Source organism: Bacillus infantis (genome assembly GCF_008180445.1).
Classification (GTDB): domain Bacteria; phylum Bacillota; class Bacilli; order Bacillales; family Cytobacillaceae; genus Bacillus_AB; species Bacillus_AB infantis_B.
In genome coordinates this window covers 89,620-113,145 of the sequence record NZ_VTER01000002.1, presented here as the reverse complement: position 1 = coordinate 113,145, position 23,526 = coordinate 89,620, and the positions used below count along the sequence as shown (strand labels likewise).

24 protein-coding genes and 1 riboswitch are annotated in these 23,526 nt (G+C 48.7%); of the genes, 3 read left to right on the top strand and 21 right to left on the bottom strand.

Going from position 1 to position 23,526, the window contains the following annotated elements; genetic code table 11:
• Nucleotides 1-20: 20 nt before the first annotated feature.
• From FZD51_RS02950 to FZD51_RS02930, 5 genes are all read right to left on the bottom strand, one after another.
• Complete coding sequence (locus FZD51_RS02950) at nt 21-653, bottom strand: response regulator transcription factor (protein ID WP_148973408.1); 633 nt, start codon at nt 651-653, stop codon at nt 21-23.
• On the bottom strand, nt 646-1,689 hold the full coding sequence (locus FZD51_RS02945) for a sensor histidine kinase (RefSeq protein ID WP_148973407.1): 1,044 nt from the start codon (nt 1,687-1,689) through the stop codon (nt 646-648). Before FZD51_RS02945 ends, FZD51_RS02950 begins: the two co-directional genes overlap by 8 nt.
• Complete coding sequence (gene liaF, locus FZD51_RS02940; RefSeq protein WP_148973406.1) at nt 1,686-2,426, bottom strand: cell wall-active antibiotics response protein LiaF; 741 nt, start codon at nt 2,424-2,426, stop codon at nt 1,686-1,688. Before liaF ends, FZD51_RS02945 begins: the two co-directional genes overlap by 4 nt.
• 124 nt (nt 2,427-2,550) lie before the next feature.
• A complete protein-coding gene (locus FZD51_RS02935; RefSeq protein WP_148973405.1) occupies nt 2,551-3,198 on the bottom strand; it encodes a PspA/IM30 family protein in 648 nt (215 codons plus the stop codon).
• 24 nt (nt 3,199-3,222) lie between these two features.
• Nucleotides 3,223-3,567 (bottom strand): lmo0954 family membrane protein, encoded by a 345-nt coding sequence (locus FZD51_RS02930; protein WP_009792231.1) that lies wholly within the window; start codon nt 3,565-3,567, stop codon nt 3,223-3,225.
• Nucleotides 3,568-3,779: 212 nt separating this feature from the next.
• Here FZD51_RS02930 and FZD51_RS02925 point away from each other — a divergent pair, with 212 nt between their 5' ends.
• Nucleotides 3,780-4,280: a hypothetical protein gene (locus FZD51_RS02925; RefSeq protein WP_148973404.1), complete on the top strand. Its 501-nt coding sequence runs from the start codon at nt 3,780-3,782 to the stop codon at nt 4,278-4,280.
• Between the two features lie 196 nt (nt 4,281-4,476).
• Here the strand turns inward: FZD51_RS02925 and shc are convergent, their stop codons facing one another.
• Nucleotides 4,477-6,363, bottom strand: a complete 1,887-nt coding sequence (shc, locus tag FZD51_RS02920) for a squalene--hopene cyclase (RefSeq protein WP_262380665.1) — start codon at nt 6,361-6,363, stop codon at nt 4,477-4,479.
• A gap of 148 nt (nt 6,364-6,511) precedes the next feature.
• Here shc and FZD51_RS26020 point away from each other — a divergent pair, with 148 nt between their 5' ends.
• Nucleotides 6,512-6,664: a hypothetical protein gene (locus tag FZD51_RS26020; protein WP_187445607.1), complete on the top strand. Its 153-nt coding sequence runs from the start codon at nt 6,512-6,514 to the stop codon at nt 6,662-6,664.
• A 300-nt stretch (nt 6,665-6,964) separates the two neighbouring features.
• On the opposite strand, the gene FZD51_RS02915 is transcribed toward FZD51_RS26020, so the two are convergent.
• From FZD51_RS02915 to FZD51_RS02885, 7 genes are all read right to left on the bottom strand, one after another.
• Nucleotides 6,965-7,774, bottom strand: coding sequence for an Fpg/Nei family DNA glycosylase (locus tag FZD51_RS02915; protein WP_148973402.1), 810 nt, complete (start codon nt 7,772-7,774; stop codon nt 6,965-6,967).
• A gap of 59 nt (nt 7,775-7,833) precedes the next feature.
• Nucleotides 7,834-8,733, bottom strand: a complete 900-nt coding sequence (locus FZD51_RS02910) for a phosphotransferase (RefSeq protein WP_187445606.1) — start codon at nt 8,731-8,733, stop codon at nt 7,834-7,836.
• 92 nt (nt 8,734-8,825) lie between these two features.
• Nucleotides 8,826-9,440: a YflT domain-containing protein gene (locus tag FZD51_RS02905; protein WP_148973400.1), complete on the bottom strand. Its 615-nt coding sequence runs from the start codon at nt 9,438-9,440 to the stop codon at nt 8,826-8,828.
• Between the two features lie 97 nt (nt 9,441-9,537).
• Nucleotides 9,538-10,722 (bottom strand): Ger(x)C family spore germination protein, encoded by a 1,185-nt coding sequence (locus FZD51_RS02900; protein WP_148973399.1) that lies wholly within the window; start codon nt 10,720-10,722, stop codon nt 9,538-9,540.
• Nucleotides 10,719-12,311 (bottom strand): spore germination protein, encoded by a 1,593-nt coding sequence (locus FZD51_RS02895; RefSeq protein ID WP_262380694.1) that lies wholly within the window; start codon nt 12,309-12,311, stop codon nt 10,719-10,721. Before FZD51_RS02895 ends, FZD51_RS02900 begins: the two co-directional genes overlap by 4 nt.
• Nucleotides 12,305-13,423, bottom strand: a complete 1,119-nt coding sequence (locus FZD51_RS02890; RefSeq protein WP_148973397.1) for a GerAB/ArcD/ProY family transporter — start codon at nt 13,421-13,423, stop codon at nt 12,305-12,307. Before FZD51_RS02890 ends, FZD51_RS02895 begins: the two co-directional genes overlap by 7 nt.
• Nucleotides 13,423-13,674 (bottom strand): hypothetical protein, encoded by a 252-nt coding sequence (locus FZD51_RS02885; protein ID WP_148973396.1) that lies wholly within the window; start codon nt 13,672-13,674, stop codon nt 13,423-13,425. The genes FZD51_RS02890 and FZD51_RS02885 overlap by 1 nt, the downstream gene beginning before the upstream one ends.
• A 211-nt stretch (nt 13,675-13,885) precedes the next feature.
• Here FZD51_RS02885 and FZD51_RS02880 point away from each other — a divergent pair, with 211 nt between their 5' ends.
• A complete protein-coding gene (locus FZD51_RS02880) occupies nt 13,886-15,409 on the top strand; it encodes an FAD-dependent oxidoreductase (RefSeq protein ID WP_148973395.1) in 1,524 nt (507 codons plus the stop codon).
• A gap of 110 nt (nt 15,410-15,519) precedes the next feature.
• Here FZD51_RS02880 and FZD51_RS02875 read toward each other — a convergent pair whose 3' ends face one another.
• The 8 genes from FZD51_RS02875 to FZD51_RS02845 all read right to left on the bottom strand — a co-directional run bounded on the left by FZD51_RS02875 (nt 15,520) and on the right by FZD51_RS02845 (nt 23,452).
• Nucleotides 15,520-16,473 (bottom strand): DUF4097 domain-containing protein, encoded by a 954-nt coding sequence (locus FZD51_RS02875; protein ID WP_094768139.1) that lies wholly within the window; start codon nt 16,471-16,473, stop codon nt 15,520-15,522.
• On the bottom strand, nt 16,470-17,033 hold the full coding sequence (locus FZD51_RS02870) for a DUF1700 domain-containing protein (protein ID WP_170939476.1): 564 nt from the start codon (nt 17,031-17,033) through the stop codon (nt 16,470-16,472). The genes FZD51_RS02875 and FZD51_RS02870 overlap by 4 nt, the downstream gene beginning before the upstream one ends.
• Nucleotides 17,020-17,349, bottom strand: a complete 330-nt coding sequence (locus tag FZD51_RS02865) for a PadR family transcriptional regulator (RefSeq protein ID WP_022543345.1) — start codon at nt 17,347-17,349, stop codon at nt 17,020-17,022. Before FZD51_RS02865 ends, FZD51_RS02870 begins: the two co-directional genes overlap by 14 nt.
• Before the next feature lie 155 nt (nt 17,350-17,504).
• A complete protein-coding gene (locus FZD51_RS02860; RefSeq protein WP_148973394.1) occupies nt 17,505-18,383 on the bottom strand; it encodes an amidase in 879 nt (292 codons plus the stop codon).
• A 45-nt stretch (nt 18,384-18,428) separates the two neighbouring features.
• A riboswitch (cyclic di-GMP riboswitch) is annotated at nt 18,429-18,515 on the bottom strand.
• Between the two features lie 87 nt (nt 18,516-18,602).
• Nucleotides 18,603-18,737, bottom strand: coding sequence for a hypothetical protein (locus FZD51_RS26475; RefSeq protein ID WP_009792252.1), 135 nt, complete (start codon nt 18,735-18,737; stop codon nt 18,603-18,605).
• A 76-nt stretch (nt 18,738-18,813) separates the two neighbouring features.
• The gene (locus tag FZD51_RS02855; protein WP_094768181.1) at nt 18,814-20,286 is read right to left on the bottom strand and encodes an amidase; all 1,473 of its coding nucleotides are present in this window, start codon (nt 20,284-20,286) and stop codon (nt 18,814-18,816) included.
• A 365-nt stretch (nt 20,287-20,651) separates the two neighbouring features.
• Complete coding sequence (locus tag FZD51_RS02850; protein WP_148973393.1) at nt 20,652-21,797, bottom strand: DEAD/DEAH box helicase; 1,146 nt, start codon at nt 21,795-21,797, stop codon at nt 20,652-20,654.
• Nucleotides 21,798-21,973: 176 nt separating this feature from the next.
• Nucleotides 21,974-23,452, bottom strand: a complete 1,479-nt coding sequence (locus tag FZD51_RS02845) for an amidase (protein WP_148973392.1) — start codon at nt 23,450-23,452, stop codon at nt 21,974-21,976.
• Nucleotides 23,453-23,526: the final 74 nt, after the last annotated feature.

The window sequence follows — 23,526 nt, the reverse complement described above, 5'->3', positions numbered from 1 at the left end:
CAGACAGAACTAATCTCCAATCAATTCGCCAGCGAATGCTTAAACGCATAAATCACAGCCTGCGTCCGGTCCTGGACCTGAAGCTTGCTGAGGATATTGCTTACATGTGTCTTCACTGTCTTTAAGGCAATAAAAAGCTCATCAGCAATTTCCTGGTTCGTCTTCCCTTCTGTCATCAGCAGCAGGATTTCCATCTCCCTTGCGGTGAGCTCTTCATGAGGAAGCACAGTCTGCTTCTGCCGCATCTTCACCATCATTTTTCCTGTGACCTCAGGCTCAAGCACCGATTGGCCATGGAAAGTCGCACGGACCGCATCGGCAATCTCGCTTGCCTTCGAGGTTTTCAGCATATAGCTGGATGCACCTGCTTCAAGGGCCGGATAGACCTTTTCATCATCCAGGAAGCTTGTGACGATAATCACCTTCGCTTCCGGCCACGCTTCAATGATTCCACGTGTCGCCTCGATTCCGTCCATTTCCTTCATCACCAGATCCATCAGGATGATATCCGGCCGGAGCTCAAGGGCCAGATCAATTGCTGTCCTGCCGTTATCCGCTTCCCCGATCACCTCGATATCTGGCTGGGCGGAAAGATAGGATGATACACCGATCCTTACCATTTCATGGTCATCAACAAATAATACTTTAATCACTCTCTTCACCCTCACTCTTCATCATTGGCACCTTCACTTCAAGGCGTGTTCCTTTATTCTTGAGGCTGATGATTTTCAGGGAGCCGCCGATCTCCACCGCACGCTCATACATATTTTGCATCCCATATGAACCTGCCTTCGTTTCCTCGACGTCAAATCCGATTCCGTCATCGGCAATCCGCATGATGATCAGCCCGTCCCGCTGGATCAGCAGCACTTCAAGCTGGGTCGACTTGGCATGGCGCAGCGTATTGGAGACAGATTCCTGGAGGATCCGGAACAGATGGTCCTCGACTCCTTTATCCATCAAAAACTCTTCAACCTTCCACTGGATTTTCATGGTGACTTTCTGGGAGAGCTCAAGCAGCAGCTCTTCTATGCCCTCCTGCAGTGTTTTTCCCTTCAGGGCGGCCGGACGCAAATGGAGGAGCAGGGCACGCATCTCGAGCTGGGATTGGTGGATCATCTCTTCGACCATCTTTAGCTGCTTTGTCTCCCTGTCTTCCTGGCTCCGTGTTTCATTGATGGCAGACATCAGCATGGAAGCCGCGAACAGCTGCTGGCTCACAGAGTCATGAAGCTCGCGCGCCAGCCGGTTGCGCTCCTGGGAAATGATTTCCTGGATCCGGCTTTCCAGATCCTCTGCCTTTTCGGTCGCAAGCTTTTGGGAAATCTTCGCCTGCTCTGAGATTTGCCGCTGAATTTTGCCTACCCTCATCCATAGGGGCTGAAGCTCTGAAGGGGTGTTATCATCATGTAGGCTGATGGCCCTGCCTTCCTCCAGCTGGTAAAGCCAGTCGTCAACCGTCTGGAGCTGTTTTTTCCTGTAGATGCCGGATACAAGCCCAGAGAGAATGCCGATTGCCGCACAGATGCTTGCTGCAAACAGGATAAAGGGAATATCCATAATCTCCCTTTCCCAAAGCCCGCTCCAATCGGCCAGCGGAAAGACGGTAAAATAGGAAACGCCAAGAAAGATGGCCACAAGGAGAGCAACCGATAGTCCCAATGCAATCTGCCGCTGGATTGTCTTCATACACGCTTCACCTCGATATCCCCGACAAGGAGCGAAGTAAAGATCTTAATCTTCTGCTCTGCTTCTTCATAGCCTGGTGTTTTAAACTGCAGTGTTTGATTGAACATCTGCGGCTCGCGCTTATCAAAAATACCGGCAGATCCGGCTATCACAGAATGATAGACATTCACTTCTAGATCATACGGAACAAGAATCTGGATATTGCCGATAAAATTGCGGATGAATATGACCGTCTCTCCTTTTGGGAGAACCGTATAGCTCAAATCGATGATCGTATCGCCGATGCCGGCCTGGATATTGATGTCGCTCCACTCGTATACATGCTCAGGCGTCTTCTGCCGCCCGAACAGAATGTTTTCAAAAAGCGGGCGCCCTTTGATGATTTCTTCACTCGGCTTTGAATCAAAAGGATCTGCTTCCTTGATGACTGGCCTTATGCGGTCGGCGTCCCGCTTGGACTGCGCATATTGGATGACAAAATGGATCAGGATGGCCAGCAGGAAAAATTTGAAGGTCATCATATTGAAGACACTGATGGCAAAAAAGGCAAGTCCTGCCCAAAAGAGGATTTTTCCGGAGCTGTGAGGAAGGCGTTTCCTGCCGAAATACACCATCCCAATCGAAACCAGAAGGGAGAAAATCAGCCCGTGATTAAAAAAAGATACCTCTAGAAAAAGGACAAGGGCACCAAGCAATAGAATCCAGCTGATATATTCGCTTTTAATTTTTTTAAGCATTGATATTTTCCTCCCTTCTTGATGACTGGCATATGATGTACGCGTTTCTATATTGTAAGCTGTTTCAGCATAATGGCGAAAAAAGGCGCAGGAACTCTACGCCTCTTTAGAATACCAGTTTGTTTTATGAAATAGAATGAGTTTCTTTCTTTTTCATATCTTTTTCAAGCTGGGCGATTTTTGAATCGATTGTGCTCTGATAGTAGGCATCGTTCACTTTCTGCTCAAGCCGGTCAAGATATGACTCGATATTTTCAAACCTGGATTCAGCTTTGCCTGATTGGGAGCTGCTGTCAATCACCTGGTCCATCTTGCGGTTAGCCCTGGTCACATTTTCCCTTCCCATCAGCTCAAGGCGGCGGATATGCATATCTTTAAGCTTATGCTTCATATCTTCATATTTTCTTTCCAGCTCAACCAGCTGCTGGGAAGCCTGCTCGAGGGCCTGCTTCAGCCTGACAGCCCGCTCTTCATATTGAAGCTGTTCCTGGACTGCAAATTGGGATAATTCTGTTTCCCCTGCCTCTGAAGCAACTTCTGCCTGACGCTTGCGCTTTTCAGCCAATTCAGCCGCTCCTTTATATTCTTTTGCAAATTCCTCTTTCAGAGAATATTGGCGTTCAAGGAGCTTGCGGACTTTCTCTGTTTCCTGCTCGCATTGGCGAAGGTACTGGTTCAGCAGTGAGACCGGGTTTTTCTGCTCTTTCTGGTCCATTGCCTCGTGCAGGTCTGCCATGATGGTATTTTTCAGTCTGGTAAATAAGTTTGCCATGATAATCTCCCTTTCGTTTTCAGATTAATATTGATTGATTTTTGACCATTCTTTTTCAAAGTTCGTGAATGGGTCCTGGTCTTCTTTTACAAAGGTTTTCTTGTCATTCCACTTTTTATAGATCACATAAAGGATGTAAGCAGCGGCAATTCCGAGGATGGCCGGAATATTGGAGGCAGCTGCGGTGAGGGCGAACACCCCGACGATGCCCCAGCCTATTTTTGCGCCTGTTGAATCAGCCTTCAGGAACTGCTTGAATACGAAGTATAGAATCAGCAATGAGATGGCCAGGCCGATCATCGGCCCCAAATTGGATAGAAGCACCAGCCCCGCGATTCCTCCTGCTAAAAGTAAGCCAAATTTTTTCATGTACGTTTCCTCCTTTCATGTTTCCATCTTACCTTTCCTGCCAAAACCCTATAACGAGCCTGAGCTTTATTTTCATATAGGACCTGGGGCTTAGAAGCTGGTCAGACTTTACGGAAGGCGCAAATATTGGCAGGGGAAAACCTGTTATTGTGCCGGCGGGAAGGGTAGATAAAGGAGGAATTATAATCAGGATAACCAGGGAGGACACCAATGTGTTTGGCTTTGATGATTTTGTAAAGTTTATGCAGGCATTTTTTATTGTTCTTCCTATTGTGACACTCATCCATGTGGCCGGACATGTCTTTTTCGCCGGAATCTTTGGGGGGAAGGGCCTTAAAGTCATTATCGGCTGCGGTAAAAGTTTATTTTCTTTCAAATACTTTGAGGTAAAGCGGTTCTACTTCTGGTATAGCGGCTGTGAATTCCAAAGCCTGAAGTACGAAAATAAAATCAGTCTCTCTTTCATATATCTTGGCGGAACCCTCTTTAACCTGATCAGTATCTTTCTTATCAATCACCTGATCGGCTCCGGCGTACTTGAAGCATCATTGCTTTGGTACCAATTTATCTATTTCTCTTTTTATTTTGTGTTCTTCGCTCTTTTCCCGATGGATTTCCCTGACGGCAATCCAAGTGACGGCAAAGCTTTTTACCGGATCATCAGAGACAAAAAGGTTGATTCTACTGATGATTGCCAATGGAAGGTTGAATGAACAAAAGCGCAAGCGCCTTGATCACCCCCGACAAGCACAAGACGAACCTCCCGGAAAGGCGTTCTTTGCCTTTTTGGGAGGTTTGGCTTGTGACCTCGAGGGGGTAGGCGCTGGAGCTGGACGTAGATCAAGAATTGATAATGATCCACAAGACTTACAATTTCTAAATTCCTAAACATTGATAAAGCCCCGGTTTTCAAACCAGGGCTTCACTTTTTTCTATATAATGGCTCAAGGCCAGGAGCGGCCATATAGAGCGGTAGCTGTGGTAATGAATATAAAAGAAATTGGCCATCCCCTGACCCATTGGATAATCGGCAGTCCAATCCTTACGCTTGCCTTCCCTCACCAGGAAGGCAGCCCCTTTCCTTGCTGGCGTGCTATCCGCCATGCCGGCAGCAGCAAGGGCATCAACGGCCCATGCGGTCTGGGTGAGGGTGCTTTCCTTCAGCGGGATATACTTTTTCTCCATATCGCTCCGGCAGGATTCTCCCCAGCCGCCATCTTCATTCTGGATGGACACCAGCCAGTCGATCCCTTTTTTCATGCTTTTATCCTCCAGAGTGACACCAACAGCCGCCATTCCGGTCACCGCCGCCCATGTTCCGTATATATAGCAGATTCCCCAGCGGCCATACCAGGATCCATTGGGTTCCTGATGCTTTCTGAGCCATTTGACCGCTTTTTTAATAGGCGGAAGGGAAGAATCCGAATAACCGGCCTTTCCAAGGAATTCAAGTGTCCTCCCTGTCAGGTCGGCAGTTGAGGGATCGGTCAGGATAAATTCTGCGCCCTGGATGGGAAGGAGATGCAGCAGCTTCTTATCGACATTCCTTTCAAACGCAGGCCATCCCCCGTCCCTGTTCTGCATTGACAGTGTCCAAAGAAGTCCTTTTTTCCATATTTCCTCATAATGCGCCTTTTCACGGGCAGGCTGGTGAAGGCTTCTCAGGGCAGCGGTTGTATCATCCACATCAGGATTGATTGTATTAAAACGCGAAAATCCCCAGCCGCCAGGCTCTGCCTTCGAATTATGGACAATCCAGTCCCCAAACCGGCGATGCTGCTGGCCCGCCAGATACTGATTGGCTTTTTGGATTGCATCCTCTTTCGGAGGGACGCCTGCTTCCTGAAGGGCATGGCTGATCAGCGCTGTATTCCAGACAGCAGCCGTCGTATATTGAATATGCGTACGGCCATCGGTTTTTACAGTCATCCGCTTCAAGCCGGCAACAGCATTTTTGATCGCGGGTTCCTCCGGGCCGCCTCCCAATGCCAGAAGAGCAAAAATCATATAAAATGTGCTGCTGAAATAATTATAAAGCGTCCCGTCCGGCTCTGTATGCGACTGCATATATTCCCTCGCTTTTTCTATCGACCATGCCCGGATCTGACGCGGAATGCCCACCAGCGCCTTAACCCCGGCGGCAAGAAAAGAAGTCAAACTCCTCCATTCCGCACTCCTCAGCTCCGGCCACGGATCATCATCGTCCCTGACGGACAAATCGCCAAGGTCCGGGCTCAAGGCCGTCTTTCTGCTGAATTTCTTATTGCCCAGAAGGATGACCGGAATCAGATTGGAGCGGCCAAAAACCGAAATATCGTACATATTGAGCGGAAAGCTTCCCGGCAGGAGGATCACTTCCATCGGGACCGGAAAAAGAAGGGGCCATGGATACTGCCCTGTCAAGGCAAGCATGATTTTCGTATACATCCCTGCCTTTTTCAGGCCCCCGCCTTTAGTAATAAACCTTCTTGCCCTCACCAGAGCAGGATGATTTTTCTCATAATACCCTGAGTAGAGGAGCGCATAATAGGCCTCAATCGTTAGTGAAAGGCTCCCTTCATGATGGTCATGGAAAAGCCGCCATGCCCCGTCCTTTCCCTGCCGGCTCAGGATTCCTTTTGCCAGCTCTTTGATCAGCTCTTCCTCATCCTCTTCCTCAAGCGTCCGCAAAAGGACAATCATATAAATATCGGTCATGCACCCTGTATCAAAAGGATGATTCCAGGAACCGTCCGGTGTCTGCTCACTTAAAAGCTGCTGCTTTAACCGTTCGATTTCGCTTTTCACCAGCTGCATGCAGCCCGCCCCCTTATTTCTATTCTTCATAAATATGTATTCAGGAGAAGCCTGTCAGATTCTGAAGCAGCTTATGGCCGATAGGCAATATCTTTCATGCCCCTGCATATAGTTCAGTGAGGACAACTATAAGAAAGGGGGAGGACATATGCTTCTTTCATGGATCATTACTGCCGGCTTTATCCTTTGCCTGGGGCTAGTTGGCGGCATGTTCATCCATTATCTGCGTGCCGCCATGCACACCCATGATTCTGTAACGGTCGATCCTGCGCCGGAGGAAAATAGTGAGGAAGTCCATTAAGAGGGCAGCTTGACATATGGTCCAGCGCCTGCGCCGGGCTGGATGATGCAAGTCTTTGGGGCTGCGAAATAGGCTGTAGGCTGGACTTTGCAGATTATCTTTTCATTTGATTAAAAAAGAAGGAAATTCGGTAGATTATTCCGCGAATTGATCGAAAAAATCTTTAAGCTGGTAAATTAACCGGCTCATCAATTAGAAAACGCCAGCCTGCCTTAAAAATCGGGCCGCCAATTCATGTAAATAACAAAAAAAGCCCAAGGACCTCCTCCCTGGGCTATTTTTACGCATATAAAAAAGAATTCACGACTGGCAGCCTGGACAATAAAAGGATTTCCGTGATGAAATTTCTTCCTTTACGATCCGTGAGCCGCAGCGGAGGCAGCTTTCTCCTTCTCTGTCATATACCATGCAGCGTTCATTATAGCCGCCGGTTATCAGATCGCCTTTAGAAAGCGGCTCATCCATATAGCCCCCGCTCTGGATCGCGTTTGCAAACACTGTTTTCATTGCCGGATATAGTCTGCTTTTCTCCATTTCGCTGAGCTCCTCGATTGTCCTCATCGGCAACAGCCCGGCCTGGTGGCAGATTTCATCTGAATAGCAGTTGCCGATTCCTGCAATGAAATGCTGATTTACCAGCGAAGTCTTAAGCATTCCCCGCTTTTTCTCCAATAACCGGGCAAATGAGGCTGCCGTAAATCCAGGATCCAGCGGCTCGGGTCCCAGCTCTTCAAATTCTTTCTCCAGCTCCTCTGAAGTCAGCAGGTGAAGATAGCCGAGCCGCAGGCCGATGAAGTACAGCTTCCTGCTGCCAAATGACAGGATCACCTGATTTGTCCTGTCAGGATTATCTTCGTCATTGCCTAGGTACATCCATCCTCCAAGCATCAGATGGAGGAGAAGATTTTTTCCGGAGCTGAGCCGGAAAATCAGATGCTTTGCACGCCTATCGATGCTAGTGATCGTGCTAGTCTGCACCTGCCTGATAAATTCTGCCGGCGGGACATTTATAGATTTTTCCCTGTTGATTTCGGCCTCTGTGATCACAAGCCCCGTCAGCTGACGGCCCAGCAGCTGGCGGTAGGTTTCCATTTCAGGTAGCTCGGGCATAAGAAGGCCCCCTTTCATATAACTAGTATGAAATGAATAGGGGATCTTCATGTACCCGTTCAGTCACCCAGCGCCAGGGCTAGGCTTTCACTTGCAGCGCCAACTAGAACTGCATTCCCGCGGTCATGGGCATATACCGCAAGCAGCAGGGCTGTATAGATGCTTTTGAATCTTGCGAGATTTCTTGCTTCAGGGCCAGGTTCTCCATATGCCCAAAAAAACTCTTCCCTGGCATCCGGCCGCAGATAGCTGTACGCAATAGAAAGGTCAATGCTGGGACTGCCGAGATGAACATCGCCCCAGTCAATTATTCCGCTGATTTCCCCTTCAGGATCGGCCAGGATATTTCTTATATGCAGATCGCCGTGCACAAGAACTGGATCACATTCCACTTTTATGGGCATGGCTTTTTTGATATAAGAAAAAAGGCTTTCTTCCTCCTTAAGGATTCCAGCCGCTTTCCCTTTTTCGGCGTACTCTTCCATTTTCACAAGCCTTGTTTCCATATCAAGCCTGTTGTATGTATCAAACGGGACGCCAAGTTCCTTAGCTTTTTCAATAGGAAAGGAGTGGTGCTGCTTCAGGAATTCAGCCAGCCTGCTGGCAGACTCTTTCCCGCCCGGGCCTGCTGGAGCTGATCCGCTGATCTTTCTGTAGCCGGAAAAAAACCACGGATAGCCTTTATCAGGTTTTCCGCTATATACCGGCACAGGATAAAGGATACCGGCAGAAATGCAGAGCTCAGGCAGAATCCGGCTTTCTGTCTTCAGCAGCTCTTCTGCTGCAGCTTTCCGCGGAAATCGGAATACATATTCATCATTGACTAAAAACACTCTGTTATCAAAGCCTTCCCCAAAATGCTCCACTTCAGCAGGCGCCAATTCAGGAAACTGGCTTAACAGGAGTTCCCTTGCCTCAAGGGGAGCAATAGACACTTCTCCATTCCATGGCTGATTCATAAACATCCCCTGCCTTTTTTCTTATTTATACTATTGGTCCCTCCTTTTTTCAACATAAGAAAAAGGCACCCATCACAGCGGGTGCCCTTTCTTTAGTACATTTTATTATTGTCAGCCTTCATTCTGTCTTTGACAACTTCCGGGTCATCTGAGACGGGCGACCTTGTCCCTTGAGGGGGAACATAGACGTTGTCGACCGGCATAACCGGTTCATTGTCCGGCATGCCAGCTTCACCAGGATTCATTTTCTGCTCACGCAGCTTGTCCGATCTGTCGTCTACGAACACCAGGATTTTGCCTTCCTTGATTTGGCCGCTGTAATGCTCGGCATCGTCTTCCGGAATCCCCATACCGACGAGGGCTCCTGTAAGCCCTCCAAGTCCGGCTCCGGCAGCTGCTCCTGTGAGTGCTCCTGCAAGCGGACCCGCTGCGAGCACCGGACCGATGCCCGGGATGGCGAGGGCTCCGGCACCTGCCAGCAGTCCTGCAAGTCCGCCGAGCGTACCTCCGGCAGCAGCTCCGGCAGCAAGGCCTTCTTCTGCTTTCGTCCCTGTCTGCTCTGTTACTGCTTCCACGTCATCATCGTTTTTCCCTACCACCGAAATATCCTTTGTGTCATAGCCTTGGGCCCTTAATTCCTCTACAGCTTCAATAGCTTCACTTTGTGTATCATAAACGCCTACTATATGCTTCTGTTCTTCTGCCATTATCTTTTGCCTCCTTAATAAGCTAAGATAAATAGACAAGCTTTTCAGGCGAGCCTATAGAGTGATTTTACCCGCAGGCGCATCCTGTAAACATTAGCTAGTTGGTCTCTGATAAGAATGATTTGGTTCTGATCCCTGACCTTCTCATTTTAATGAGAGCGGTCACCTCGACATCCGCCTCAGAAAAGTATTGGTCCCAATCGGCTTCTATCCCGTGGAAATGTTTATAATCCTTTCTTCTGACCACATCGCCGAATCCGAAAATATCTACTTTGTCTTCATTTTGCACTCTTTTAATAGTATCCGCAACGATTCTTTCAATGTGCTTTTCTGTCTTTTCTTCATAATCTTCATAAGTAGATACGGAGTCGACTGAATCAGCGCATTGGGTGCCCTCCAAATAACTCTCCCCTCTTATGTCTATCTTAACTTTCGCCTTGCCGTCCTCAATCCTTGCTTTCGTCTTTGTTGTTGTATTATAGATTCTGATGTCGATGTAGCGGTTTTCCCCGCAGCTTATTGTTAGGCTTGTACTCTTAATCTTGTCCTGTGTCCAGAGGTAATTCCGCGCTTCCTCAAGACTTAGAAAACCCTCCAGTCTGCCGCCTTCAAAAATTGCAAGCGAATCCAGCACAACCAGCGCATCCGGTGTTACTTTCTTCATATTATCAACACTCGATCCTTTATCCGGATCCCCTTTAATGGCCACAGCAGCCATGACCGGCTGGCGGCCGGGTGATGTCCAGGCACTGATCACATCATTCAGCCTCACGCCGGGGTCCCCTCCCCAGGTCTCTTCCATCGTGTCCAGCTGTGTATGGAGCTTAAGGGAAGTGGACTTCTGGAACTGGTACGTCACCTTCAGCACATCTTCGGCCCTTACCCCTCTTGAAATAACAATATTAAAATCATCCCGCATCTCCCTGTTGCGCTCAAGATAATCCAGAAACTCCAGCATCCCGTCCTCTGCCACTTCTTCACTGATGATCAAAGTCCTCATATGCGAATAGACAAGGTTTCGCGAAATGCCCTCACTCATCTGGTTCGTCAATTCGGACAGTGAATTCCCTTCCTTCCCATACACGATCGAAGGTGCATTCCCCCCGGCAGTCCGATTATTCAGCTCCGCAGCATTAATGCCTTCTACAGACAGGTAGTATTTATCATCTTTCCCCTTGTCCACAGCCATCCCGGTAATAACGGTAACTTCTGCCAGCTCCTTTTGATCCCAGCATCCAGTCAGCAGACAGCATAGTGCAATAACAAGCATGATCTTTTTCATTTCCCCTGGCCCCCATTCATCGGAGGCGGCGAAGGGGAGCCGGTCTTAGGCTGCTTCTCTTCTTTTTGCGGCTTTAGATAGCTGGGCCTTTTATTCATGCTCCAGAAAGGAAAGCGGAAGAACACATCCTTCTGGCTTTCAATGATAAACGGGGCTACCGGAGCCAGATATGGAACTCCAAAGGAACGGAGAGCGCTTAAGTGAGCCACCATCAGAACAAGCACAAGCAGGACACCATACAGGCCAAGGAAGGCAGCTGTGATGATCAGCAGAAATCTCAGCAGCCTCGAAGCATTGGCGAAGCTGTATGTGGGTGAAACAAAATTGGCAATGGCCGTGATGGCGACAATAATGACCATAATATTGGATATGATCCCCGCCTCGGCTGCAGCCTGGCCGATGACGAGCGCTCCGACGATCGATACAGTCTGCCCGACAGCACGCGGCATTCTGACGCCTGCCTCGCGCAGGATTTCAAAGGTGATTTCCATCAGCAGAACTTCAATCACGGCCGGGAACGGCACCCCTTCACGCTGTGCGATTACACTTAAAAGCAGCGTAGTCGGAAGCAGTTCATGGTGAAAGGTAAGAATACCGACATACAGGGAAGGCGTGATGAGTGCAATCATAAACGAAATATAGCGGATAAAACGGATGAATGTGCCCATCAGGAAGTTTTGGTAATAGTCTTCTGAAACGGAAAAAAAGTCGACCAGCACGGCAGGCACAAGCAGTACAAACGGCGTACCGTCAACAAGGATGGCCACCTTTCCCTCCAGCAGATTGGCCGCTACCGAATCAGGCCTCTCGGTGTTGAGGGCCAACGGAAAAAGAGTGGCCGTTTTATCTGCAATCAATTCCTCGATATTCCCTGACTCAAAGACTGCGCCAGTATTTATATTTTTCAAGCGCTTGCGGACCTCTTCAACAATCCCGCTGTCGGCAATGTCCTTCATATAACTGATAAAAACCGTCGTCCTTGTATCATTCCCGATGGTAAATTCCTCAAATTGCAGCTTGGGGTTCTTGATCCTCCTGCGGATAAGACTCACATTTACTGCCAGCGTTTCAACAAACCCATCCTTCGGCCCCCTGATGACGGTTTGGGTGCTTGGTTCTGTTATCGACCGGCTATCGGCAGTCGGAATAGGAATCGAGATGGCCATAGAGACGCCCTTACATGCCAGGATGATACTCCCAGAAAGCATAGAGTCAATCATTTGGGATACTGAATCCACCAGATTATAGCCTGCTCCCCCGAAATGTGCTTTGCCAAAACCCTTTACGTCATCAGCCGATTTCACCCTTAGATCTGGTGATTCAGCAGCCATTGAATGTATGACTTTTTTGAGCACATTGCTGTCGACCAACGTCTCCAGATAGAAAAGAAGGGCATCAGTCCCCCCAGTCTTGAGTTCTTCGATCTTTAAATCGGCAGAAGCGCCAAACCGGCTGGATAATTCCTCCTTTAGCTCCTCAAGCTCATAGCAGTCCAGGCTTGCACCGCTGGTTTCCTGTGGTCCTTGCTCTGGCTTCTCTTTGTCAGCAGCTCTTTTTATGCGTTTGAGTGATTTAAGGCGGTTCAACACTTCACCCCATTTTTTCCAAAACGCTTCCGGCTCCGTTTCTTCCATAGCAGTACGGCCAAAAGGACAGATGGAATGCCGAATTGCATTGGCATATGAACAAAATAAGGGACTATAACAAGCCCTTCCTTCAGATGGTCGGCAAAATTGACTGAGATCAGCACAGAAAACAGGGACACGACCGCAGACATCGGAAGGGCAAAGTATCGATAGGGCAGCCTGAAAATATACTCCAGCCCTTTCAAGGCTCCAAAAAGAAAAACCGATCCTTTTATGAGGATGCCAAGCATCATGATGAATACGACGAGTGCATCGATCCGCTCAATGAAATTGCCGATGGAAACCTGCCTAGCCGCACTGAGCATCGGAAAATTGGAACGGACCATCGCATCCGAACCAAGCGTCATGACCATCAGGACGGTTGCATGGGTCAGCAGCAGCCCGGCAATGGCTGTTCCCATTAAGGAAACTCTTTTCACATATTTAAATCGGGTTACTTTTCCCATGATAACTGTAAAGGCTATAAGCTCGCCAAACGGAAAGACAAACAGCGAAGGAAAAACAGCTTTGGCCACAGGTATAATGCCCTCGCCAAGGACCGGCTCGATCCGGCTGAATTCCAGGTTTCCGCTTGCCAGCAGGAAAATCGTCAGCAATAGCACGAACAGCACCACATATGGCGAAAAAATTTCAGAAGTCCGCCCAAGCACTTCAATGCCAAGGTAAAGGATATAGCCCATTGTCATGGCGATGGTAAAGGAAATCATTTCAATTGGCGTATTGGGAAGAATGGCAGACGCAATCAGCTCGCCAAAGTCCCTCACCACCCTGCTGGATATGTAGAGAAAATAAATGATATATAAGAATGCCACAGGAATCACGAGGTACCTCTTAAAGCAGTGCTCCATGATTTCATAGAGATTTTTTCCGGGAAGGCGGCTGATCAGGAAATAATAAAAGTACATGATAGCAAGCCCGAGTACTGTAGAAATGATCATCGCCATCCAGGCATCCTGCTCGGCACCCTTGCCGACCCCGATGATAATCGCACTGCCGAGAAGGAAATTGATGACCAGCGTCATCAGCTGGCTGAGCGAAATATTTTCTTCTAACATCAGCTTCCACTTCCCTTCGACTGTGCTTTTTCAGCTTTTTTGTTTTTATACAGCCTTATGTCGATAAACAGGCTGGAACCCAGGCCCAGAAAAAAGACAAATAATGCAATGACCCTTCCTGCCGCAATTTCGGCGTAAAAAATGTTAAGAGCTGCTTCATAAACTGTACTTTTAAAAACAAATAAATCAAAGAGAAGCGTCAGCACAAACAAGCTTGCGGAAACCAGTATAAACGAAAGAGTGACCATCATATCTTCCCATCCATTTTAAAGTTGCATTTCTAGTATTTAAGTTTGCTGCTTATTTTATCCAATAATTCCGCCCCTCCCACAACTCTTTTTCCTGCGATTATCTTCCGGTCCAAAAGGGTATGAAATTTACAGCAGCTATGCAGAAGAACGAATATGCCCCCCTTGGAAAGGAAAGATTATCTACTAGAAGAAAAACCTGAGGAGGAAAAATATGAACCATTCACAAATGCCGCAATATCCGGAGCCATACTGGAGGGAAACGCCGCTCTCATCCTATGAGGCGCTCAAGGAAAATATCGAGGCTGATGTGGCAATTGTCGGCGGAGGGATTACAGGAGTTACTGCGGCCTATCTTCTTGCTAAACAAGGCCTTAAGGTCGTGATTCTGGAGGCCGGGAACATACTGAACGGGACTACCGGCCATACGACCGCAAAGCTGACCGCCCAGCACGGAGTCATCTATGATGAGCTGATCAGCCACTTTGGTGAAGACAAAACGAAGCTTTATTATCAGGCGAATGCAGAAGCAATCACTTTTGTAAAAAACCTTGTCGAGGAAAAAAAGATCGACTGTGACTTCAGCATGGAGGACGCTTATATCTATGCGGTTTCCGACCAGGCTGCCGGCAAGGTGCAAAAGGAGTATGAAGCCTACCAGAAGCTTGGAATCGACAGCGGCTTTGCTGATAGCATCCCATTTAACATAGACATCAAAGGGGCAGCAGTCATGAAGGGGCAGGCACAATTTCACCCTTTGAAATTCCTGAAGGTGCTTCTTGAGGAATTTACAGCAGCAGGCGGCAAAGTGTATGAAAATACAACAGCTGTCGATATTGAGGAAGGACAGCCTGCCTCAGTTAAAACAAGGAATGGCCAAACCGTTACAGCCAAGCATGTAATTGTCGCCTCACACTTCCCATTCTATGATGGCAAGGGCTTTTATTTTGCGAGAATGGAGCCGGAAAGATCCTATATTGTCGCTGTGAAGACCCGTGAGGAATACCCGGGCGGGATGTACTACAGTGCCGATCAGCCGACACGCTCCCTGCGTTATACACCGGTAAATGGCGAGAAGCTGGTCCTTATCAGCGGTGACAGCCACAAAACCGGGCACGAATCGGATACTCTTAAGCATTATGAGGCTTTGGAGGAATTCGCAGAGGAGGTTATGGGCATAGAGGAGTATCCATACAGATGGTCTGCACAGGATTTAATCACATTGGATAAGATCCCATATGTTGGCCCAATCACTGAAAATGCCTCGAACATTTATGTTGCCACCGGCTACCGTAAATGGGGGATGACGAACGGAATTGCGGCTGCCCATTTGCTGAATGATTTTATTGCCAAAAAGGAAAGTCCTTATAAGGAAGTATTCACCCCTTCCCGATTTAAAGCCGATCCAAGCATCAAGGAATTCATTAAATTCAATACCGATGTTGCAGGCCAGCTGATTAAAGGGAAGCTCGAATATATCCCTGCCGAGCTCGATGATATTGAACCGGACCACGGTGCACCTGTCATCGTTAATGGCAAAAGGGCCGGGGCCTACCGGGATAAAGAAGGAGCCCTTCATATCGTCGACACCACCTGTACACATATGGGCTGCGAATGTGAATGGAATAATGGCGAACGGACCTGGGACTGCCCGTGCCACGGCTCGCGCTTTTCTTACACAGGAGAAGTTGTCGAAGGACCGGCAGAAATTCCGCTTAAAAAAATCCAAGGTGAATGATTTGGGAAGCTCCTGCGGCTGGCTGCTGCGGGAGCTTTTCATTTGAGCCGTTCGCCGTTCCAGCATGCAACAAAAAAGAGCTGCCATTGGACAAGGACAGCTCACTCCTATTAATTTAAATTAAAATCCCCGGACGCAGTATGAACCTTTACCACATGCTCGCCTGAACCAATTTTGCCGAGAATCCTGTCTTCTTCTTTTTCTTCAAAAAGAAATCCATCAAGCTGGACATTGCCCTCCCCGGAGGTTGCCTTAAAATCAACCATCATATCGCTTGGCTCCTCTTTGAATGAAATATTGACATCCCCGCTTGCCGTTTCGGCAGTAATGCTGGCTGCCAGCTGATCATTGCTGATGTTCAGGTCGCCCGAAGTAATTTTTGCAGCGATATCCCCGGAAAGTTCGCTGATTTTTATATCCCCTGAAGCTGTATATAAATCTGCTGACTCTGCGGCTGACCCATCGATTTGCATGTCCCCGCTTGCTGCCTTAACCTTCAATTCCTTCGCCTTTGAATCTTCTACCCTTACATCGCCGCTCGCCACCTGGATTTCCATTTGGCCTCCGGCTTCCATTCTCTTCAGCGCAACATCACCGCTCTTTGTCTCAAAAATGCTGTCCTTGCTTTGAATGTTTTCCGCTTTGATATCGCCGGATAATACCTGTACTGCCAGTTCCTCATATTCCTTTTTCGGAAGAAGCACCTCGATTTTCACATCACGGATGATAACCACTCCCATGCGGAACATATTCTTCACATCAAGGTCGACATTCAGGGTGCCATCATCTTCGCTGACCTTCAGTTTATAATCATCTTTGAGCTTTTTGCTGACTTTCCCCGTTAGTGCCACCTTTATATCTTTCTCGCTGCCAGCTTCCCTGATGACCACATCTGTCGAAGCGCTATTTACTGAGATATGCTGGATGGAATCTGCTTTTATCGTCTCGCTTTGATTAATCTCAACCGTGTTAAAATTCAGACCTCCCGAAGCGCTGAGTGTAATGGCTGAACCGCCGACACCGATCAGGAATAAAACGACCAAACCCGCCACCAGTTTCTTCATGCTGCCTTCTCTCCTTTTCCTTTGACTAGCCTGACATTGAATTTGATATAGCCGAGAAGTACCCGGTAGAAAAATTTGCCGACATAAATCATTCCGATGCTAAGCAGCAGGCCCAGGCTGAACAGTGCCAGCGAAGCAAAGAAATTCAGGGTCATATCCTCAAAGCCCGTAAAAAACGAAGACCCCAGCAAGGCAAATGGCGACAATGTCAAAACGAGCGCCACCGCACATAGTGAAATATAGACGCCTGCGAGGCCGATCAGCGGCCCAAGTATAAAGACCAGATTGAAAAAGCTGAGGCTGACCGCCGCTGTCGCAGCTTGAAAAATATTGGTGACCGACTGCGTTTTCTCCGCTTTGACAATCCTGTAGTCTGCAAGCAGGTCGCGCGCAATGACATGCGGGTCACCGAGCTCCTCCATGATTTCCCTTTCCGTCCTGCCGTTTGCAAGCCCGATTTCAAAATGCTCCTCATAATCGTACAGCATTTCCCGCCGGTCATATTCCGGCACCTTACCAAGCAGCTTTTCCAGCCTTGCTAAAAACTCATTCCCTGCCACTGGACTTTCCCTCCTCAACAAATTGATTAACCGCCAATGAAAACTGCTGCCATTCCTCGATCAGCATATTCATATAATCCCTGCCCTTTTCTGTCAGTGAATAGTATTTTCTGGGAGGCCCTTCCGTTGATTCTGCCAGATAGGTTGTTAAATACTCTTCTTTTGTCAGTCTTCTGAGCAAAGGATAGAGCGTCCCTTCAGCCACCTCGATTTTATCCGAGATGTTTTGCGCGAGCTCGTAGCCATACTGATCTTTCTTAGAAATCAGCAGCAGCACGCACAGCTCAAGAACACCCTTCTTGAATTGAACATTCAATCCTTGCACCTCCACCGGTAGTGAACATTATTCAGTAGTCATGTAAATCCTTCCATTCATTCACAAACCCATCATACAATACACTATTGAACATTACAAGGTACTGAACGTAAAAAAATACCTATTTTTTAAAAATAGGCATTTTCCAAAGATGATTATGGCCTCAAATCCATCCAGCTTTGAAGATGATGGACAGCGAATCCCACATGGGAATCTGAGGAATAAGCGTCACGGACAAGTGAAAGCTGTTCTTCCATTCTTAGTGTGCCTTCCTCATAAAAAGTGATATACGCCGCTTCAGAAGAAGCCCCTGTTTCTGCGGCAATTTCTATCTTTTTCCCATATTGTGCCGCAAGCTCAACCTCGTTCCTGGACAGCTCAATCATCCCATTAGGGCCTGCTGCTGTATCTCTGTAGGCCATGATCGTCACACTGTCAGTATTCTTTATGACCCAGCCTGCGAGGGAATCTTTGCCGAATTTATTGCTGAACATCATTTCATCAAACCAGAAAGGCATATCTGCCCCCAACGGAAGACTGAGCTCTGCGGACAAGGAAGCAGCCTGAAGCATCCGGGTCTGATAATTCACCACAGTGCTTTTATAATTGCTTTCCCAGCCTGGCAGAAGATAGGGCTCGATATCCAGGTGGATGCCTGAAAACTGCTGGGCAGGGCTTGCCTGCTCCTGATAAGCAGCTACCCAGAAGAAGAAGCTGCGCATGGCTGCTTCACCTTTTGCCGTGGCCCATTTAGGTGCTCCATCCAATGCATGGACACTGATTCCGCCGGCATTTGCTTTTTCTATAAAAGATTGGTAGACAGCGGCCGGCAGGCTCTGGTCAATCTGCAGATACAGCTGATCTGCCTGCCTGTCCGCCAGGAATTGAATGATTTCATCAGACCTGTCCTTTATGGCTGCTGTATCCCACAGCCAGGTTGAGCGGTTCATATCAGCAGCCTCTCCTTTCACGGGGCAGGCTGCAAACACGAGCAGTACAGCCAAAAGAGCTGTCTTAAAAAATTTGATAGTCATTGTATACTCTCCTTTGTATGATGCCATGACATCCATAAAAAGGAGCCCGGCAGCCTGGCAGCCAGCCGCATATCCGCGGGAAGGCCCATAGCTTTGCGTCCCTGCCTTTCGACAGGTTTGCCTTTATCAGTAAGTTGTTAATTTGATTATAATCACTTTTCAGGAAAAATAAAGATATTTTTTACGCAAAAAGGCCCCCTGATGACGGGGGCCTTCTTCTTAGTCTTTAGGCTGATTTTCTTTCTTGCTTTTCGTGCCGGTGTTGAATTCCACCAGCTCTTCGCTTGTCCAGCCTTCTCTTTTTTTATTATTGTTGCGCTGTGCATTTGCATTTCCAAGCTTTGTCCTGCCCATGCTGCCTCGCTCCTTTACTAGCGTGTTCTCTGGTAGTATGGGCCTTTTCACTATGTGTTATTCTGCTTTGGCGGCCTTACAGGAGAGGGGATTTCCTCACTTTTGTCCCCTGCTCGAAAGCATAGGCCATGCTGATCAGACCGGCTTCTGAAAAAGCAGTGCCGGTAAACGTAATGCCCACAGGCTCATTCTCTAAAGAATAGCCTGCCGGTACTGTGATGGAAGGATAGCCTGCCTTTGCCGGAATGCCCGCTCCAAAATTGTTCGGCGTCACGATTGCATCAAGATGATGCTCTTTCAGGACATGATCAATTCCCTGCTCAGTCGAAAAGTAGACATCCTCCTCAAGCGAGCTGATATAAGCCTCTTCAGTCAGAGTCCCGCTTGTTCTTTCGGCTTCCTCCAGGATGGTCTGCCCGTACTTAAGGGCTGCATCACTGTTTTCGAGGTTAAAGGCAATCACATCGGCAAGAGATTTCACTTTTATATGAGGAGCAACGCCGCGCAGGTAGGCGTTAAGATCTGCTTTGAATTCGTATGTGAGCACATCATACTTCCAATTATTTTTTGCAGAAGGGATTTCTACAGGGTCAACCACCTCGGCGCCAAGAGCCTTCAGCTGTTCAACCGCATGGTTCATCACTTCAAGCTTGTCCCCGCTCAAATAATCAAAATACACTTCACGTGCAATGCCGATCCTTTTGCCCTTCAGCCCGTTTTCATCAAGAAAACCTGCAAACTCGGTATAATCTGACTCCGGATTGTTCTGCACGGCAGGATCTCTGTCATCATTGCCGGCAAGCACGTCCAGAAGATAAACGGCATCCCTGACCGTTCTTGCCATCGGGCCAGCGGTATCCTGGGAATGCGAAATCGGGATGATCCCCCTTCTGCTGATCAGGCCGACCGTCGGCTTAATGCCGACAAGCGAGTTTTGGCTTGCCGGGCTGAGAATCGAGCCTGACGTCTCCGTTCCGACAGCCACTGCCGCAAAGTTCGAAGCGATGGCTGCACCTGAACCCGAACTGGAGCCGCCGACATCAAAATTACCCGGCCCATAAGGATTCAGCACCTGCCCGCCCCTTGAGCTGTAGCCGCTCGGCATGCCCTCTGTCATAAAATTGGCCCATTCCGTCATATTCGTTTTTCCGAGAATAACAGCTCCGGCCTTTCTTAAAGCTTCGGCCACATAGGAATCCTCTTTTGCAACCGACTCCTTCAGTGCGAGAGATCCGGCACTGGTGTGCATTTTATCAGCAGTATCAATATTATCCTTGATCAGTACAGGAATGCCATGCAGCGGCCCGCGGCTGCCCTTCAGCTTACGTTCGGCATCCAGTGCCGCCGCAATCTGGACAGCATCCGGATTGACCTCAAGCACAGAATTGATGGCCGGTCCGTTCTTATCCTTCTGCGCAATCCTGTGCAGATACATCAGCACAAGCTCTTTCGAAGAAACCTCGCCCTTCTCCAATTTCTCCTGCATCTCATCTATAGTGGCTTCAAGGAGCCATTCTTCCTGAAGCTTTTTCAGCCTTGGATTTTTCATATAGGAATCGATTCCTTTCACATTGGGTTTACTTTCATATTTTAGCATATTTTCTGAATCCTTTACTATATTAAAGATTGGTTTGAAGGCTGCTGGGGTATTCTTGCATAATGTGGGGTATTTTTTTGAGGAAATGTTTTTTTCATCATGGATTTTGTTCAAGTCTACCTATTTTCATTGTAATTCTGCCCCAATTTAGCGTTGACTCTGCCCAATTTCAGTTTTTTCACCCTGCTTTTCCGTTTTTTCTACCTACATTTCCGGTTATTCTCCCCAAAACAGCTGATAATCTTTCCTTCTTACATTTTTTTACAAATTCCAAATAAAAAAAGCTGACAACCCCAAACCAGATTGTCAGCTCCCCCTTATCTTCTTCTATCAGCGTCCACGATATCACCAGAATAAAACACTTTCTTCTCCGGCGTGATGCCAAGCTCCTGGCAGAACTTCTTCAGTTCGCGTTCTTCCCTTTCGGTGACGAGCGAGATGACGGTCCCGCTTGCGCCGAAACGGCCCGTGCGCCCTGAGCGGTGGACATATTGCTTGATGTCCCTTGGAAAATCGTAGTGCACAACATGGGTGACACCCTGGATGTCAAGGCCCCTTGCGGCCACATCTGTTGCGAAAAGCAGGCTGCTTTTTCCTTCGCGGAAGTTTTTCAGATGCTTCTGCCTGTCCATTTTGTCCAGATCGCTATGCAGGATTCCGGCCTCCACGCCTTTAAAATCAAGCTTTTCGGAAAGAACAGCCAGATTGCCGATATCCTTTACAAAGGCAAGCCCCTTGATATCCTTCACACGGGAGATCTTTTCAAGCAGTTTGATTTTATCCCGCTGCTCACAGGCAAAATAAAAATGGTCCACATCTGACGGGATTGCTTCTTCCTTCCCTACGCGGATGAGCTCGGCGTCAGCGGAGAGCTGCTGTGCAACCTTCGCGGTGCTTTCAGGAAGTGTTGCTGAAAAGAAAGCAAGCTGCCTGTCAGCAAGGGTTGATTTTAAAATGGTTTTTACAGTCTCAAGATGTTCAGGGACAAGCAGCTGGTCTCCTTCATCGAGCACAACCGTTTTGACTTCATGCATCTTCAGCTTTTTCTGTTTGATCAGCTCGAGCATCCGTCCAGGCGTGCCCAAAGCGATCTGCGGGTGCTTCTTCAGCTTTTCAAGCTGTCTTTTCGTATTGGCGCCGCCGATGAAAGTAGCTCCTTTTATGCCGCTTCCCTCTGCCCACTTTTGGACCTCCGAGAAGATTTGCATAACAAGCTCCTGTGAAGGGGCCACAATAACGGCTTGAACCGCTTTTTTGCCGGGATCGATTAGATCAAGAAGCGGGAGCAGGTACGCAAGCGTCTTGCCAGTCCCAGTCGGCGATTCGGCGATCACGTCCCTGCCCTCCTGGATAAGGGGGATGCTCTTCGATTGAACGGCGGTCGGCTCATTAAAGCCGGATTTCTCCCAGACTTCCTGGATAAAAGGCTTCAGGCCGGCAACTACAGATTGATTTTCAGTCATAACTATCTCCTTCTTCTGCAAAAAAATCTCATCTATTCCAGAGCTGTTTTTTTAAAGCATGCCCAGTTTCACAAAAAGTTGTGTACCGTTCTGATACTAGCTTATGATGTTCCAGATGTCCAGCCTTCATGCCAGCTGAGCTGGGTCCCACAGTAAAAAATCCCCCTAACTGCCTCTCAATATTTCCTTAGCCAATGAGGCGTCTGTTCCAGTTCAAATGCAAGCCGGAACAAAAGATCCTCCCGCCCTTTGGCTGCCATAAACTGAACACCGCATGGCAAGCCCTCTGCTGTACTGTGCAGGGGTACGCTCATCGCCGGCTGCCCTGTCAGGTTGGCGAGCTGGGTGAACGGCGTCCGCTTCAGGCTGTTTTCAGCGAGCTGGCCGGCCAGCCCGGCCTTTTGGGCAAGCTTCCCGAGCTTCAGCATGCTGATCAGCTGGACAGCCGTTTTTTCTGCATTTTTAAGGCTGAGCTCGCCGATCCTTGCCGGCGGAAATGCGGTGGCAGGAGTCAAATAAAAGTCATAGGTCTCATGAAAAGAATCCATTATATAGGCCGCTTTGTCCCATTCCCTCATGCTCAGGACGAAGTCCCCGGCAGAAATTGTTTTTCCAAGGATGCCGAGGAGCCATGTGGATGCTTCCACATCCGCCCTGGACACCTTCCGCCCGAGTGTTGCCTCCATCCCAGTAAGCGCAGCCGCCACCTCTCCGAAGTACATGGTGATATAGCTTTGGGCAAGCTTCTTTCCGTCTATATCCGGTTCAGCTTCTTCGGTCCGGTAGCCCATATCTTCGAGGATAGCCGCCGTGCGGAGCACAGCGTCCCTGCAGTCGGGATGGACATCGGTTCCAAGCGGGGAAGCTGTGGTATAAGCAATTTTCATGGTTTTGGGGAGCGGCTTTTTCAGACAGCCCAGATACGATTCTGCTGGTGGGATAGCGTGAAAGGCTCCGCCTTTTTCCGGTCCATGCAGCTCATCTAGCATGGCAGCGCTGTCCCTGACCGAACGGGTGAGCACATGATCAGACGAAGCCCCCTGCCAGTGCCGGCCAATCCCAGGGCCGGCCGGCGTCCTGCCCCTGCCCGGCTTCAGGCCAAATAATCCGCAATAAGCAGCAGGGATGCGGATCGAGCCGCCGCCGTCATTGGCCCCTGCAATCGGCACCATCCCGCTCGCCACGGCTGCAGCGGAACCGCCGCTTGAGCCGCCCGGAGTGTAATCAGGGTTCCATGGATTTCTGGCCGGACCGTAAAATTCAGGCTCTGTTACGCCCATCAAGGCGAGCTCCGGGACATTCGTCTGCCCGATGAAAATGGCGCCTGTCCGCCGGAGCCTGGCCACGAATTCAGAATCGTTCTTTGCACGGTAATTCTGCAGCGCCTTTGAGCCGGAAGTGATTCTTTCTCCGGCCATCTCCTGTGTAATATCTTTCAGCAGCATCGGCACTCCTGCAAAACTTCCCTCCAGATCTGCGGACAAAGCAGCCGCTTTTGCCTGCTCATACATTTTGTTGATGACCGCATTAAGCCCCGGGTTCAAGGCTTCAATATTCTCAATGGCTGCTTCGGCCAGCTCAATCGGCGCAGCTTCTTTCTTTTTGACCAGCTCTGCCAGGGCAAGAGCGTCATTTTCCAAAAACAGCTTGTTCACTTTTCCACCTGCTTTAAAAGAAATAGTACCCTTACATTTCTCTGAGATCAGGGGGATATCCTGCAAAATGCCAA